General features: G+C 60.4%; 14 protein-coding genes. 4 read left to right on the forward strand and 10 right to left on the reverse strand.

The features are described from left to right. The first annotated feature begins 104 nt into the window (after positions 1-104). Positions 105-2,381: a S1C family serine protease gene (locus P3M64_RS04740; RefSeq protein ID WP_132939734.1), complete on the forward strand. Its 2,277-nt coding sequence runs from the start codon at positions 105-107 to the stop codon at positions 2,379-2,381. 17 nt (positions 2,382-2,398) lie between these two features. Next, complete coding sequence (gene traT / locus P3M64_RS04745; RefSeq protein ID WP_132939733.1) at positions 2,399-3,181, forward strand: complement resistance protein TraT; 783 nt, start codon at positions 2,399-2,401, stop codon at positions 3,179-3,181. 142 nt (positions 3,182-3,323) lie between these two features. Here the strand turns inward: traT and P3M64_RS04750 are convergent, their stop codons facing one another. After that, complete coding sequence (locus P3M64_RS04750) at positions 3,324-4,475, reverse strand: type III PLP-dependent enzyme (protein WP_132939732.1); 1,152 nt, start codon at positions 4,473-4,475, stop codon at positions 3,324-3,326. Between the two features lie 279 nt (positions 4,476-4,754). On the opposite strand from P3M64_RS04750, the gene P3M64_RS04755 reads away from it, so the two are divergent. Next, positions 4,755-5,894 (forward strand): M14 family metallopeptidase, encoded by a 1,140-nt coding sequence (locus P3M64_RS04755; RefSeq protein ID WP_132939731.1) that lies wholly within the window; start codon positions 4,755-4,757, stop codon positions 5,892-5,894. 23 nt (positions 5,895-5,917) lie between these two features. Here the strand turns inward: P3M64_RS04755 and ychF are convergent, their stop codons facing one another. The 9 genes from ychF to rfaD all read right to left on the reverse strand — a co-directional run bounded on the left by ychF (position 5,918) and on the right by rfaD (position 14,732). Then, on the reverse strand, positions 5,918-7,018 hold the full coding sequence (ychF, locus tag P3M64_RS04760) for a redox-regulated ATPase YchF (protein ID WP_132939831.1): 1,101 nt from the start codon (positions 7,016-7,018) through the stop codon (positions 5,918-5,920). Next, positions 7,008-7,664: an aminoacyl-tRNA hydrolase gene (pth, locus tag P3M64_RS04765; RefSeq protein ID WP_243644813.1), complete on the reverse strand. Its 657-nt coding sequence runs from the start codon at positions 7,662-7,664 to the stop codon at positions 7,008-7,010. The genes ychF and pth overlap by 11 nt, the downstream gene beginning before the upstream one ends. 27 nt (positions 7,665-7,691) lie before the next feature. Further along, positions 7,692-8,324: a 50S ribosomal protein L25/general stress protein Ctc gene (locus P3M64_RS04770; protein WP_132939730.1), complete on the reverse strand. Its 633-nt coding sequence runs from the start codon at positions 8,322-8,324 to the stop codon at positions 7,692-7,694. Positions 8,325-8,435: 111 nt separating this feature from the next. Further along, the gene (locus P3M64_RS04775) at positions 8,436-9,368 is read right to left on the reverse strand and encodes a ribose-phosphate pyrophosphokinase (protein ID WP_132939729.1); all 933 of its coding nucleotides are present in this window, start codon (positions 9,366-9,368) and stop codon (positions 8,436-8,438) included. Positions 9,369-9,710: 342 nt separating this feature from the next. After that, positions 9,711-10,688 (reverse strand): hypothetical protein, encoded by a 978-nt coding sequence (locus tag P3M64_RS04780; protein WP_132939728.1) that lies wholly within the window; start codon positions 10,686-10,688, stop codon positions 9,711-9,713. A gap of 193 nt (positions 10,689-10,881) precedes the next feature. After that, positions 10,882-11,661, reverse strand: a complete 780-nt coding sequence (gene pgeF / locus P3M64_RS04785) for a peptidoglycan editing factor PgeF (protein WP_132939727.1) — start codon at positions 11,659-11,661, stop codon at positions 10,882-10,884. A gap of 48 nt (positions 11,662-11,709) precedes the next feature. Next, positions 11,710-12,846 (reverse strand): class I SAM-dependent methyltransferase, encoded by a 1,137-nt coding sequence (locus P3M64_RS04790; protein WP_132939726.1) that lies wholly within the window; start codon positions 12,844-12,846, stop codon positions 11,710-11,712. Position 12,847: 1 nt separating this feature from the next. After that, complete coding sequence (lgt, locus tag P3M64_RS04795; protein WP_132939725.1) at positions 12,848-13,702, reverse strand: prolipoprotein diacylglyceryl transferase; 855 nt, start codon at positions 13,700-13,702, stop codon at positions 12,848-12,850. Positions 13,703-13,745: 43 nt separating this feature from the next. Further along, positions 13,746-14,732, reverse strand: a complete 987-nt coding sequence (gene rfaD / locus P3M64_RS04800) for an ADP-glyceromanno-heptose 6-epimerase (protein WP_132939724.1) — start codon at positions 14,730-14,732, stop codon at positions 13,746-13,748. 161 nt (positions 14,733-14,893) lie between these two features. Here rfaD and P3M64_RS04805 point away from each other — a divergent pair, with 161 nt between their 5' ends. Further along, positions 14,894-15,205 carry an accessory factor UbiK family protein gene (locus tag P3M64_RS04805; RefSeq protein ID WP_132939723.1) on the forward strand — a complete coding sequence of 104 codons (312 nt, stop codon included), beginning with the start codon at positions 14,894-14,896 and terminating at the stop codon, positions 15,203-15,205. Positions 15,206-15,243: the final 38 nt, after the last annotated feature.

Here is a 15,243-nt window from a genome sequence, read left to right on the forward strand (position 1 = left end):
GGAAGACTTGTTCGCCCCATAATTCCACCCATCCCCGACACACCCGTTTTAACCGACACGCCCATTTTAAAGCGAACTCGACCCGCCTCGCCGTCATAGGTCTCGTGGCGATACTAAGCGCCTGCCAGACCATATCCCCCAATCAGGGCCTGAACGCAAATCCGGGGCGCGAAACGCAAACCGCCGCACGGACGACGGCGACCCAAAAGGCCCCCGAGAAAAAGATATCCCTTTCCTTTTACACGCCCTTTTATACGCGGGCGGATCAGATGCTCAGCCTCGAAAAAGAGGGCAAGTTCGCTGACGCCTTGCGCCTTTACGTCGAACAAAAAGCCCATTTCGCCACGCCTTCAGATCGGGACAAGGCCGCGCTTCAGGCCCTTGGCGATCATTTTAACGCCACCTTCAAACCTCGCCTCACGCACGACCTTAACGCCCTCGCCACCCTCCATTGGCCCGCCCCCGAAGCGCAGTGGCCGGCCTTCGGCAAGGCGCTTCGCGACAGCGCCGACCTCCTGAAGACCTATAACGCCAATCCGCTGCTTAAGCGCGCCGCCTATCGCGATCCCCAGACGGATCGCTTACAGGCCCGCACGGACGCCCTGCGCGCGGCCTTGAAGGCGGATTTCGCCGCGCGCTTCGCCGCGCGTCCGATCGTCCGTCTGGCGTCCTTGTTCCAGAACTATCCCCTTAAAACCAGCGCTCGGGACTTTTTCGAAGGCGCCCCGGATGCGCTCAAAACGAAGCTGTCCAAAGCCTCTCCCGAAGACGTTCTAAGCGTTGCCGACGCCTTCGCGCGCGACGACTTTACTCCGGCGCAATGGACCTGGCTGGGAATGACCTATCTGCACGGAAAGCTTGGGCGTGGTAAACCCACGCTCGACCATCTCCTCGCGGCGTTGGACAACGCCAAGAAAGCGGGTTTCACCATTTCGTCGGTTCCCGACGTTAAAATCGATTTCGCGGAGGTAACCAGCCCCACTCTATTGAAAAACGGCCAGATCGATTTCTCGGCGGAGGTCAAAATCGACTTACCCTTCAACACCGCCAAGACCAATGTCGAAAAGGCTCTGGGCGACAAAAGCGACCTTCTGATCATCTTCAACGTCGCCCAGGCCAAGGCGCGACGCAAGGTTCGCGGGCTAAAAAAACGATCCTCGACGTTTCTGTCCGGCAAGACCCATGACCCCAACCCGGCGTGGGAGGATGCGCGCTTCAAGGTGATCGAGGCGCAGTCCAACCTTAACGCCACACGCAATCAGACGACCGCGAATTCCTACAGTTCGGGCTATCAGTCCTCGGCGAGTATCTTTCTTAACAGCCTTGCCGGACTCGTCTCGACGGTTGTCCAGGACAAGGCGCTCAAGACCGCCCAGAAAACCCTAAAGGAGACCCCCCGCTTCATCGACACGCCGATCTATTCCAAGTACCAGTACGAAATCGCCCGTGTCGATGCGCAAAAAATCATGACGGTGCGCTATTACATCATCGATCGGCTGGACAAACGCTATTTCAAATCGACCTTCGACGTCAGCGAAAACCGAACCTTTCACATCGCCTACAACGTCAACGACGCCGATCCGCAGAAAAAAAGCGTGCTTAGCAATAACGACGTGGAGAAAACCGTCACCGATTGGGAAGACAGCCCGATCACCGTCGCCCTTTCCGATTTGATCGCCGATTACCGCAAACACGAAGCCGAGAGCCGCCCCCTACCGTCGGAGACCGCGCTACGCCGCGCCATTACCAAGGATCGCAACACGGCGCTCGCCCGGGCCAAGGGCGGCGACGTCAAATCCCACGTCACCGCGGACGCGCGCTTCGATTCCGTGGTCGAAGTGTTTACCGGATCGGGCACTTTGGGCAGCGGGTTCTACATCGCACCCGATATCGTATTGACCAATTGGCACGTCGTCGAAAATCACAAGTTCGTCGAAATGAAAACGTATCAGGGGCGCGAAACGTTCGGCAAGGTCGTCAACAAAGACGTCCGCCTCGACCTGGCGGCGATCCGGGTCCAGGACCGGGGTAAACCGGTGCGCTTCTTCCATGGCAAGACGTTAGAGCTGGGATCGCCGGTAGAGGTCATCGGTCACCCCGAGGGACTCGCGTTCTCCATCACCCGGGGCATCATCAGTTCGCTGCGCGAACACGCCAGCATCAACCTGCCGGGCGGTGGCGGCAAGGACGTCCTATATATCCAGACCGACGCCCCGATCAACCACGGAAACTCTGGCGGCCCCTTGTTCCTGGGAGATCGGGTGATCGGCGTCAACACCTGGGGCGTCGGCAAAAACATCAGCGAGGGGCTTAATTTTTCCATTCACTATTCGGAAATTGAAACCTTTCTGCGCGACACCTTCCCCAACATGAAATTTTAAGAAGGGCCGACCGACCCATGAGACACCCCCTCCTCCCCTCTATTCGGCGATCGTGCGCGTCTCGCGGCCAGTGGGCCGTGCATCCCGTGCGCGCCACCGCCGTTGTTCTCATCTTGTCATTGGCCGGATGCGCCGGCATGGAACAGTCCCGCCTGAACATGGTGCGCGCCGCCGACGGCAATTTGTACGGCTCCACCGTCAGTGGAAGCCTGTTTACCGATCCGGCGTTCTTTCCCAATAAAAAGATGAAAATCACCATCCGCAACACCTCGGGCGATCAGGCCTTCGATCTTGCCGGGTTCCGCCACGACCTGACCGAAGCTTACGACGCCAAAGGCTATAGCGAATCCGGCCCCTCCGATTTTGGTCTGAAGATCGACGTCAACGTTCGCTACAGCGGCCACATTCAAGAAAACATGCAACAGCAATTCGCCTTCCTGGGCGCCGCCGCGGGAGGCATCCAAGGGGCGCGGTCGCAGGCCTCGTACGGCGCGGCGATGGGCACCGTAGGCGGCGCCACCCTGGGGGCGATTATCGGCTCGTTCATCACCCAGGATACCTATATCGTCGTCGCCTCCGTCCATGTCGGCGTGCGCGAACCGCACGCCAAGCACAAGAAGGTGATCACCTTCGATCGCAGCCCCAAGACCGTGAGCGACGAAGAAACCGGATTCGGACGATGGCGCGAAACAAAAACCATCGAGATCGCGGTCTATGGCGGGGGAACCAACGTCGGCCAGCGCCAAATCGCCGCCGAGGTGCGTCGGCGAATCATCCGCATTGCGCGCGATATCATCTGACCGCCCTTGCCTTGCCTTGCCTTGCCTTGCCTTGCCTTGCCTTGCCGTCCCGGCGCGGACGGCGCGAAATCGGGCCTAGCGCGGAATCGGAGGGGCGCAGACGGCGCGGAATCGGGGGTAGGCGCGGAATCGGGGGTGGAGATTACGCCGGCAACAACGGGCCGTCGTCCACGGTGACGAATGTTTCGGGATAAAACCCGTTAAAGTTGGTTCGCGTGGCGTTGGTGTAGGCGCCCGCTTGACCGAATTCGATCCAATCGCCTTCCCGGGCGTCCTCCGGCAGGTCGATGGTGTAAGGCAAGACGTCCATGCTGTCGCAGGTCGGCCCGAAAATGGTGTAGGGGCGCATAGTCTCCGACGGCGTTCCGATGGCGCGAATCAGGCGTGCGGGGTGACGAATATGCGCGGCGACGGTTTCCGAAAGGCTGTGATAGATGCCGTCATTAATATAAAGGGCGTTCTCCTTGCGTAATTGAATTTGCGTTAACAACGAACTGCCGCTGGCGACCAGGGAACGCCCCGGCTCGCACATCAGCACGCAATCTCCACGCACCCGCAGCAACGCCAGACCTTCCTTGATCGCGCCAACGAAATCCTCGAGCGGGGGCGGATTGTCATCGACGTACGGTACCGGGAATCCACCGCCGACGTCGAGGTAGTGAATATGAACCCCCGACGCTTCGAGCACGCCTTTCACGATGCGAAAGGCGTCGCGAAAAGCCTCCGGGTTGCGGCACTGCGAGCCGACGTGAAACGCCAGACCACATTGAAATCCCTCGCGCGCCGACATGCGGAGCAAATCGACCGCCGCCTCGGCGCTCGCCCCGAACTTGTTGGACAATTCGAACGCCGCGCCAAAGGCCTTGGTGGCGAGACGCACCAACATCACCTGGCCGTCGCCGCCGCCGCAAACCTCAACAATTTTGCGCAGTTCGTTTTCATGATCGATCACCCAATGATCGACCCGGTAAATGTCATGGGCGGCCTGGATCGAGGCGCGAACCTTCACCGGGTGCATGAAATAGGCATCGACGTCGGGGAAAGATTCGCGGATGAGGGCGACCTCGGTCAGCGATGCGGTGTCAAAATGACGAATGCCTTCCTTGTACAAGGCGTTCAGAACGATGGGGTGGGGATTGCATTTTGTGGCGTATAGCACGCGCCCCGGAAATTGATCCAAAAACAGGCGGGCGCATCGCCGAATTTCCTTGGGACGCAAGCAATAGACCGGATAACTCGGCTTCAGCGTTTCGACCACCGCGCGCACGCTGGGGAACAGGGCTTCCTTGGGCATTGTCGGAATTTTCCTCACTACTCGCCGACCCCCTTCCTCTTTTGGTGGCGCGGCGATGGATATGTTTACGGTAACGACACCCAAAAGGAATGCCGCCCGGGCGCGACGTTTTTGTGGCGATCGCGCAATTTTATCTCCCCTGCGGGATTTTTTCCTGAACGGTTTCGCCTCTTTTTGTTTTCACTCTGGCCCCGTTTTCACCCTGGCCTTGTTTTCACCCTAGCCTTTTGTCATGCGGTACGATAGCGTCCGCTTATCAACAGCACGAGAAATTACCCCATGCACATTTCCAGCGCTTTCGACGGGGGCAACATCCATTGCCTTCACTGTACGGACCCTTCCGATATACAACTCGAAATCAACCGCGACAACGGTTCTGATTTTTATCAGTGGTTTTACTTCCGGCTCAGCGGCGCACAAAACACGACGTGCGTGATGAAGATCGCCAACGCGGGCGGGGCGGCGTACCCTAAGGGCTGGGAAAATTATCAGGCGGCGGCCTCGTACGATCGCGAGCACTGGTTTCGGGTGCCGACCCGTTTCGACGGCGAAACGCTGACGCTCCGTCACACCCCGACCTTCGACAGCGTTTATTACGCCTATTTCGCACCGTATCCAATGTCTCGTCATGGGGATCTTATCGCCGATGCGCAAATGTCTCCCCTGACGCAGGACTACGTTCTAGGGGAAACCCTAGACGGACAGGATATCGATCTTTTAAAGATCGGAACGGCGGGACCGGGGAAAAAAGTCTGTTGGGTCATCGCCCGCCAGCACCCCGGCGAAACCATGGCCGAATGGTGGATGGAGGGTTTCCTCTCGCGCCTGTTGGACGCGGACGACGCCATCGCACGGGCCGTCGTGGACCGGGCCGTTTTTTATGTCGTGCCCAACATGAACCCGGACGGCGCCCGTCGCGGCCATCTGCGCACCAACGCCTGCGGCGCCAACCTGAACCGGGAATGGCAAGATCCGACCGCCGAACGCAGCCCGGAAGTCCTTTTGGTTCGTCAAAAAATGCAGGAAACCGGGGTTGATTTTTGTCTCGACGTGCACGGCGACGAAACCTTGCCCTATAATTTCATCGCCGGTCCCGAAGGCACCCCGGCATGGGACGACCGCCGCGATCTTCTGTTGCAGGGCTACAAAGACGCCCTGCGGCGGGTCAACCCGGATTTTCAAACCCGTATCGGCTATGAACGCGACGCCCCCGGAAAGGCCAACATGACGCTGTGCACCAATTGGGTCGCCGAGACCTTCCGGTGCTTGGCGATGACCCTGGAAATGCCCTTTAAGGACAGCGCCATCACGCCCAATCCCGAGGAAGGCTGGTCTCCCGAACGTAGCCGAAAATTGGGCGCGTCCTGCCTTGACGCGCTGTATGCGGTGATCAACCGGCTGCACGACGAGGGCGCCTGACAGCCCCCTACGAAAGGCCGATATCAGACATTAAACTTGAAGTGCATGATGTCGCCGTCGGCGACCGTGTAATCGCGTCCTTCCTGGCGCATTTTCCCGGCATCTTTCGCACCTTGCTCGCCGCCACAGGCGACAAAATCGTCGCAGGCGATGGTTTCGGCGCGAATGAAGCCGCGTTCGAAATCGCTATGGATGACGCCCGCCGCCTCCGGCCCCTTGGCGCCGCGGCGCACGGTCCAGGCCCGCGCTTCCTTCGGCCCGACGGTAAAATAGGTGATCAGATCGAGCAATCGGTAGCCGGCGTGAATGACCCGCGCCAGGCCGGTTTCCTTAAGGCCCAGGCTTTCCAGGAAATCCTTCTTTTCTTCCTCGTCGTCCAGTTGGGCGACTTCTTCTTCGATCTTCGCCGAAATCACCACCGTCCGCGCCCCCGCCGCCTCGGCCATCGCCTCGACCCGCGCCGAGATAGCGTTGCCTTCGGCGGCGGCTGCCTCCTCGACATTGCACACATACAGGACCGGCTTGGCGGTCAGCAACTGCAATAGGCGGAAGGCTTTTGCATCGTCGGGATCGACCGCCATCGTCCGCGCCGGGCGGCCCTCGCGCAGCACCGGCAAGACGCGTTCGATCAGCGCCAGTGTCCGTTCGGCCTCTTTATCCTTGCCGCGCGCCTTCTTGATCAGGGGTTGTTGGCGCTTTTCCAGGCTTTCCATGTCGGCCAGCATCAATTCGGTTTCGACCGTTTCGGCGTCGCGGATAGGATCGATGCCGCCTTCGACGTGGGTCACGTTTTCATCCTCGAAGCAGCGCAGCACATGAACGATGGCGTCAACCTCGCGGATATTACCCAAAAATTGATTGCCCAGCCCCTCGCCCTTCGACGCCCCGCGCACCAGCCCCGCGATATCGACAAATTCCAACTGGGTGGGGATGATTTTCGCCGACTTCGCAATTTTGGCGATGGTCTCCAGGCGCGGATCGGGCACGCCGACCCGCCCGGTGTTGGGTTCGATCGTGCAAAAGGGAAAGTTGGCGGCCTCGGCCGACGCGGTCGCCGTCAGGGCGTTGAACAAGGTGGATTTTCCAACGTTGGGCAGGCCGACGATGCCGCATTTAAACCCCATGGCGTGATGATCCTTTTTCATTATTTCCCGCCGAGGCCTCGCCATCGTCGCGGGTGGGTTGTGTCTTCGCCTTGGGCGGCGCGGTGTCCCGGGCGACGAAGGTCATGAAGCGGTTGCCGTCGCCCTCAAGAAGCATCTCGAACCGTTCGGCGATCGCTTCGAGCAAAGGATCGCGCCACGCTTTATCGGCCTTGGAAAAATCACCCAGAACATGGGACGTCACCAGCGCCTTGTCTCCGGGATGGCCGATGCCGATGCGTAGGCGGTGATACTCCGGCCCGATCGCCGCGGCGATCGAACGCAGTCCGTTATGTCCGGCAAGTCCGCCGCCCAGTTTGACTCTAATTTTTCCGGCGGCCAGATCCAACTCATCGTAGATGACGAGAACGTCCTGGGGTGGAATTTTGAAAAATCGCGCAGCCGCGCCGACGGCGCGGCCCGACTCGTTCATATAGGTGCGCGGCTTGAGCACGAGCACCTTACATCCACCGACGTCGCCTTCGGCGAGGTCGCCTTGAAATTTCGAACGAAACGGGGCGAATCGATGGCGGTGGACGATCGCGTCCACCGCCATAAAGCCGACGTTGTGGCGGTTGTTTTCGTACTTAGCGCCAGGATTGCCCAGGCCAACCACCAAACGTATCATGCACGTGCTTCGAGAAGCGCCGGAAAATTAATCCGCCTCTTCCTCGCCTTCCTCACCTTCGGTGACCTCTTCTTCCGTATCGGCCGCCTTGGAGACGGTCGGCGCCGCGATCGTAGCGATGGTGAAATCGCGATCGGTAATCGTCGGCTCGGCCCCTTCGGGCAGTTTCACGGAACTGATGTGGATGCTGTCGCCCACTTCCAAGCCGGCGAGATCGATCTCGATGCTTTCGGGAATCGCCGTCGGCACGCAGCTCAATTCCACGGCGTGACGCACGACGTTGAGAACGCCGCCGTACTTGAGGCCCGGCGAATCTTCTTCATTGATGAAGTTGATCGTTACTTCGACCGTAATCTTCTCGCCCTTGCTGGGACGCATGAAATCCACGTGCAGGGGGATATCCGTTACCGGATCAAGTTGCAGGTCGCGCACCAGGACCTTATGCGTATCCTTGCCTACCTTGACGTCGTATAGGTGGGAAAAGAAGCCGCGGCGGTTCATTTCTTTGTTCAACTGAACCGGCTCCAACGAAATCAGCACGGGTTCTTTCTTGTCGCCGTAAATGACGGCGGGCACACGCCCCGAGCGACGCGTTGCGCGGGCTGCCCCCTTACCGGCCCGCTCACGCGTCTCGGCGTTAAAAACGATGGCGTCAGACATAGAGTACTCCTTCAAAAAGTGTGCCGACCTCCAGGGGTGTCGGCACGGCCAAAACCGCGTCGGGACCTCTACCGGTCCCGTGCGGCATCCAACACGGACGGCCCTGCGATATCAATCGAACAGGGTCGAAACCGATGTTTCCTCACTAATACGCCGAATGGCCTCGGCCATCAACGGCGCAATCGTTAACTGCGCCATGTTTTCCGCCGTACGCATCGCCTCGGTCTCCAGGATGCTGTCGGTGGACACCAACATTTCCAGCGGCGAGGCGGCGACCCGCGCCACCGCGCCGCCCGACAAAACGCCATGGGTGACATAGGCCGACACCGATTGCGCGCCCTGTTCCATTAAGGCGACGGCGGCGTTGCACAACGTGCCCGCGGAATCAACGATGTCGTCGATCAAGATACAACGGCAGTTTTCGACATCGCCGATAATGTGCATGACCTCCGAAACGCCGGCGCGCTCGCGACGTTTATCGATGATCGCAAGATCCGCATTGATCCTTTTCGCCAACGCCCGGGCGCGAACCACGCCGCCGACATCGGGCGAGACCACCGTCAGGTTGTCGCCGTTCATGCGCGCCTGGATATCCTTGGTGAAGACCGGCGCGGCATAGAGATTATCCACCGGAATATCGAAAAAGCCCTGAATCTGACCGGCGTGCAAATCCATCGTCAAAACGCGGTCGGCGCCCGCCGTGGTGATCAGGTTGGCCACCAGCTTCGCCGAAATCGGCGTGCGCGGGCCCGATTTGCGGTCCTGGCGGGCATAACCGAAATAAGGCAAGACCGCCGTGATCCGCCGCGCCGATCCCCGGCGCAAGGCGTCGATCACCACCAGCAATTCCATCAGGTTATCGTTGGCCGGATAGGATGTCGATTGGATGACGAAGACGTCCTCGCCGCGGACATTTTCCTGAATTTCGACAAAAACCTCCATATCCGAAAAACGGCGGATATTGGCCTTGGTCAGCTTTTGATTCAGATATGCGGCAATCGCTTCCGCCAAAGGGCGGTTACTGTTGCACGACAGGATTTTCATTCACCTAAACTCCGTCGAGGGCTTTTTTCTCCACCGTTCGCGATGCCTCTCGGGGGACACCGCCGCCCAGACGCCTATCGGCACGCCCCAACCGATACCGCCCTCATCGACATACACGGCGCGACGCCTGTCGAAACGTCCCTTGCGGCCCACGAGTCCGACCGCCAAGCCAGCGCGGAAAGGCCAACGGCCCAAATTTCCAATGCGCGCACCTTAAGATGCGGCGGAATGTATCAACCTCAGCCGCCGCTGTAAACGCGTTAATGTCACATTTGTTCAATACCTGCCTCGACCTCGGAGAGACGCACAACCCCACGATGTTTTTACAAAAAACAACTCGCATTATTCGGGTGGTGGCGGGGCGCGACCGGGCACCGGAGATAAGTGGATCGCCGGTGGCGCGCCACGATCGTCGCCGATGGTGGGGCCGATGGTGGGACTGTCGGCATTGAAAATACGAACGATTCCGCGTGCGCCCGCCTTGGCGATCATGTCCGCCTTGCCCCTCCAAGCGCCATCCAGGGCGCCCGGCGCAATTGTATTGTCCTGCACCGCCTGACCGACGCCTCGACCCGACACGGTGCGCACCCGCCACACGATGGTGACACGGTCACGCGCGCCTTGACGCACGACGCGAACCTGACCATGGATGGAAAATACGGCTTGGCGGGGGTCCGACGTAATCAAAATATCACGCGCGCGCAGCGCCGCGATCATGGCTTGCGACAAGGTCCTGTTCCCATCGCCGGGGGCGCCATCGACGCCGGAGAAAATGAACCCTTCGCCGAGCGGTTCGCTCGGCAACCTTGCCTTGCGGCGCGCGTCGATCATCGCCGCGACGGGCTGAACGATACCGCGTCCGACGAAACGGATCACCCTTGGGTCACCGTATTCCCATTGCCGCCATGGCGTCGCCACGCCCTGCACGGTGCGGCCGACGACGACGCCCTTGCGGTCGCTTAAAGTCCAATGGATCAGCACCGTATAGCGCACCCGCGCGTCGTCGAGATTGCGCACGACATGCCCATGCAACAGATACACCGCATCGCCCGGCGGGTTTTCGGCATTTTTCAGGGCATGGGCCGGTATGCCGCGCTTCGTTAAAGAACGGGCCGCCGCCTCGGCCAGAAGCCGCGCCATCGGCAACGCCGGGCCGTCCGGCGGCGCCACCGCGACGGCGACGTTCCGTCCCCGTTCGACGCGGCTTTCATACCCGGCGCCCTGATATTTCACGGCGCCGGGACCACGCGCGGCGCACCCTCCCAGAACGAGGCACACGACAACGGCGATGGTGGACCTGATCGTTTTTCCCGTACTCATGTCATAGGCTTCATGCTATGCGGCGGCTTCAGGCCATGCGGTCGCTTTTCGTTCACGCCGCACTCGTGGATCGCCCCCGACGTTTCGCGCCCGCGAACCATCGGGCCGACCACGATCTCTTTTTTTGTTACGGTTTGGTTTGTTCACACATTCGTGTCCAATGGCATCGGACTCAAGTGTTAAACGCAAACCGCTAGGCGTCCACGGACGAAGGGCGAAGCGCGATGGCCGAGAGCTGTCGTCCGTAAGCGTCCTCTTTTTTGTGGGTCGCGCGCCGGTAACTGAAAAATGCATCTTCCGAGGCGTACGTGTCGTGTTCAAGAACCTCGACGGCCTTTAGCGCCAAGGCGCCCAATCGGGCGGCGACGAACCCTTTGAGATCGAACAAAAAACGCCCGTTTCGCGGCGCCGTTCGAAAGAACGCGCCATGGGCCGCGTCCTCATGGACGAAACGGGCGCGAAATTCACCGCCAACCTCGTACGATTGCTGGGCGATGCACGGCCCACACACGGCGGCGATGTCGCCGCGCCGCGCGCCGAGACTTTCCATGGTCTCGACCGTCGCCCCGAGCACACCGCCCAAGGCCCCTTTCCATCCGGCATGCGCCGCCGCGACGATGCCGGCCTTGGCGTCGGCCAGCAGCACCGGGGCGCAATCCGCGGTGAGCACACCGATCACGACGCCCGGCGTTTTCGTCACCAGGGCGTCGCCCTGGGGTGGTGCGTCCGGCCACGGCCCGTCAACCGCAATCGCCAGGGATGAATGGACCTGATGGACCGTGACGAGCGCACCCTCGTCAAGCCCCATGCGCCGCACCGCAATTTCCCGGTTGGCGCGCACCGCCCCGGCGTCGTCGCCGGAACCCGCGCCGCAATTGAGACTGTCGAAAAGGCCGCGGCTAACGCCGCCGCGCCGGGTTAAAAACCCATGACGCACGGTGGCGTATCCCGATAGGAGGTCACTGCTTATCATTGCGCGATCTTTATCCTCAAATATGACAGGCACGGTATCGGGACCGGGTTATTGCGACCACGGAGCCACGGCAAGCCCCGGTGCGGCGAGGCACAAGACTTTGAACAAAACGCCCATTTCATCGCCGTCTGTCAGGCGATGATAAGCCGAACGAATCTCGCCTACCTGCGCCGCGCTCGCGTTTTGCGCCAGCATCTCGGCGCGCTCTCCCATGCCCAGGCGAGCCAAGAACGCACCCTGGGGCACCGGACCGTGAACATCCACCCCCTGTTCACGCGCGCACTGGGCGAGGGCGGCGAAATTGACGTGGGCGGTCAGATCAACCGAACCGGGGTCGATGAGAACATCGTGGTAGCGATGATCCTTGACCCCCTGAAGGGTCTCGCCGATAGCGAATTCACCGTGCCCGTAATCGATAAATAACGCCGCGCCGCCGTGATGCTTAAGACGGGCGGCGATGTCGCGAACGATCTCGAGGGCGCGCGGACAATCTTCGAAGATCGCGCCCGGTGGAACATCCAACAGATCGTCGGGGATCACCGTGCGGTCGCTGACCGGCGCCCCCGGAACAAAGACGAAAGCGCCGCTTTCGGGTTCGACGTCGATCATTCGCTCGCACCATCCGCCCTCGGTCTTGACGAATTGGCGAATCGGCAGGGCGTCGAAGAATTCATTGGCGAACAGCACCATTGGCCCGGCGGGGACATCTTCGATCTTTTCGCGCATCGCCGGAACCTGTCCGACATTGCCGGCCACGGTCTTGCGCTGGATGGCGCGCAGGGCCGGGCTAATCTCGACCATGTAGATTTGCGCCGCATCGACAAACCCGGGCATAATTTCACCGGCGCGCATGGCGTCGCTCATCAATGTTCCGCGCCCCGGTCCCAATTCGACCACCTGCACCGGGTCGGGCGCGCCCATGGTCTTCCAGCACAACGCCCCCCACAGGCCCAGCATTTCACCGAACATCTGGGTCATTTCGGGGGCCGTGGTGAAATCGCCTTCCTTACCGAACGGATCTTGGCGCATGTAATAACCGTGCTCGGGGCCGGCCAACGCCATCTGCATGTAGTCGTGGACGCTAATCGGCCCGTGCCGCGCAATTTGCTGTTTTAGGCCGTCGCCCAAAGAGGTCACGGCGTCCACCCCCTTTTTAGCCTCGCCGCCATCGCTTGGGTTCCCCATTTCAGGCCCCTCCTTTCGGTGCGTTTTCCTGTAGTTCATCGGGCCGTGGGGTCAACGGGACCGGCGCGCGGCGCAAAAAATAAACGATCAAAACCACGCCGCCAACGATCATCGGCGCGGACAACCATTGTCCCATGGTGGTGCCGCCGGGCAGGAATCCGACCTGGACATCGGGCTGGCGGAACTGTTCGATCGAGGCCCTGGCCAGGCCGTAGCCCGCCAAGAAAACACCCGTCAACACGCCCGGGCGGCGGCGCACCGCCGGCACCCGCCACAAAAAATGAAGGACGAAAAAGAGCACGAACCCCTCCAATGCCGATTCGTAAAGCTGGCTGGGATGGCGCGGCAACGGCCCACCTCGCGGGAAAACCATCGCCCACGGAACGTCGCTGACGCGGCCATATAGCTCGCCATTGATGAAATTGGCGATGCGCCCGAAAAACAGACCGATCGGGGCCGCGCAGGCCGCCAGGTCGAGGAACGGCCAAAAGGCGATCTTCCGCGAACGCACGAACAAATAACCGGCGAGGGCGACCCCGATCATGCCGCCGTGGAACGACATCCCGCCTTCCCAGACATAGAGGATATGCAGCGGGTGCTGCGCGTAATATTCGAGATTGTAAAAGAGGACATACCCCGTGCGCCCCCCCAGCACCACGCCCAAGGTCGCCCAGACGATAAAATCGTCGATCTGGGCGCGTGTCGCCGCGTAGGGCGGGCGCGCGGCCAGGCCCACCATATAGCGCCACCCCGCCAGAATACCGACGATATAGGCCAGGGAATACCAGCGGATGGCCAATGGGCCAAGGTGCACCAGCACCGGGTCGATATTGGGAAACGCGATAACGAAACTCATGAAAATTCACCCACAGCCAAAACGCCCCCCGTGCGGGGGACTCTCACAAGAAAGGGTCTTCCCTATCGAGGAACCCGGTCACATACGTGCGCACGCCGTCTTCCAAGGTATGAAAAGCGCGATCATACCCCGCCGCGCGCAAGCGCGTCATGTCGGCCTGGGTATAATACTGATATTTGTCCCGAATATGTTCCGGCGTGGGGACGTATTCGATCATCGGTTCCTTGCCCAGCGCCCGGTAAACCGCGCACGCCAAATCCTTAAACGAACGGGCCTTGCCGGTGCCGCAGTTGAACACGCCGTTAACATGGGGATTGTCCAGCAACCACATCATGACGTCGATGCAATCTTTCACGTAAATGAAATCGCGTAGTTGGCCGCCATCCTCGTAATCGGGATGGTGGGATTTGAAAAGCGACGCCGTCTCGCCCGCCTTGGCGCGGGGGTAAACGTGACTGACCACCGATTGCATCGTCCCTTTGTGATATTCATTGGGGCCATAGACGTTGAAAAACTTCAAGCCCACCCATTGCGGCGGACAGGCGTCACCCGCCGCCTGCATCCGAGCGACGCGACGATCGAACAGGTTCTTGCTCCAGCCATAGGGGTTCATCGGGCGTAGTTTAGCCAAAAAATCGATCGCGAAATCATCGACGAACCCTTCGCCGCCATCGCCGTATGTCGCCGCGCTGGAGGCGTAAATAAAGCGAACGCGATGGGCCGCGCACCATGTCCACAGGCGCAGGCTCAGCTTGAAATTATTGTCGATAATCTTATCGGCGTCGGTTTCGGTGGTCGATGAAATCGCCCCCATGTGAAAAATCGCCGAAACCTCGCCCGCATGAACTTTGAGAAAGTCGTCCAGGTCGTCCGGATGAACGATGTCGGCCAGTTCGCGCTTGGCGACGTTGCGCCATTTCACGCCATCGCGCAAGCGGTCGCAAACCACCACACGCGCCGCGCCGCGCGCTTCCAACGCCGCCACGATGTTCGAACCGATAAACCCGGCCCCGCCGGTGACAATGATCATTTCGCTTAAGCCCTTATTCCAACGGGTATACATCTCAACGCTTATAAGCCCCCAGCCCTAACCCGGCAACCCCGCCGCCCGTCGGTCAACGGTTGCGCCCGGCGCGCGCAGGCCTCATAATGACCCTAGGTTTCACATTCCGATATTTGAGGCGCCCTCCCATGCAGACCACCAATCGCTTGCTCGATGATCTCACCCGTGTCGCCAGCGGGGCGGCGTCGTCCTTCTCGGGCTTGAAGGGGGATATCGAAGCCTTGGTGCGCCGCCAGATCGAACGCTTAGTCGCGGATATGGACATGGTCGCCCGCGATGAATTCGACGCCGTGCAGTCGATGGCCGCCAAGGCGCGCGCCGAAAATGAGCGCCTGGAGAAGCGAATCGACGCCCTAAACGGTGAAATCGAAAAGCTGAAGGCCGCGAAAAAGCCCGCCCCCAGGCGCGCCAAGGCCGCGCCAAAGACCAAACCCGAATAAATTCTTCTCACTTTTTTGCGTTATCCACAACTTTCAGG

Source organism: Varunaivibrio sulfuroxidans (assembly GCF_029318635.1).
In the GTDB taxonomy this organism is placed as follows: domain Bacteria; phylum Pseudomonadota; class Alphaproteobacteria; order Rhodospirillales; family Magnetovibrionaceae; genus Varunaivibrio; species Varunaivibrio sulfuroxidans.

Coding starts and splice junctions, on each gene's coding strand:
- traT (WP_132939733.1), top strand. CDS start 2,399: ATGAGACACCCCCTCCTCCCCTCTATTCGGCGATCGTGCGCGTCTCGC.
- P3M64_RS04750 (WP_132939732.1), bottom strand. CDS start 4,475: ATGCCCAAGGAAGCCCTGTTCCCCAGCGTGCGCGCGGTGGTCGAAACG.
- P3M64_RS04755 (WP_132939731.1), top strand. CDS start 4,755: ATGCACATTTCCAGCGCTTTCGACGGGGGCAACATCCATTGCCTTCAC.
- ychF (WP_132939831.1), bottom strand. CDS start 7,018: ATGGGGTTTAAATGCGGCATCGTCGGCCTGCCCAACGTTGGAAAATCC.
- pth (WP_243644813.1), bottom strand. CDS start 7,664: ATGATACGTTTGGTGGTTGGCCTGGGCAATCCTGGCGCTAAGTACGAA.
- P3M64_RS04770 (WP_132939730.1), bottom strand. CDS start 8,324: ATGTCTGACGCCATCGTTTTTAACGCCGAGACGCGTGAGCGGGCCGGT.
- P3M64_RS04775 (WP_132939729.1), bottom strand. CDS start 9,368: ATGAAAATCCTGTCGTGCAACAGTAACCGCCCTTTGGCGGAAGCGATT.
- P3M64_RS04780 (WP_132939728.1), bottom strand. CDS start 10,688: ATGAGTACGGGAAAAACGATCAGGTCCACCATCGCCGTTGTCGTGTGC.
- pgeF (WP_132939727.1), bottom strand. CDS start 11,661: ATGATAAGCAGTGACCTCCTATCGGGATACGCCACCGTGCGTCATGGG.
- P3M64_RS04790 (WP_132939726.1), bottom strand. CDS start 12,846: ATGGGGAACCCAAGCGATGGCGGCGAGGCTAAAAAGGGGGTGGACGCC.
- lgt (WP_132939725.1), bottom strand. CDS start 13,702: ATGAGTTTCGTTATCGCGTTTCCCAATATCGACCCGGTGCTGGTGCAC.
- rfaD (WP_132939724.1), bottom strand. CDS start 14,732: ATGATCATTGTCACCGGCGGGGCCGGGTTTATCGGTTCGAACATCGTG.
- P3M64_RS04805 (WP_132939723.1), top strand. CDS start 14,894: ATGCAGACCACCAATCGCTTGCTCGATGATCTCACCCGTGTCGCCAGC.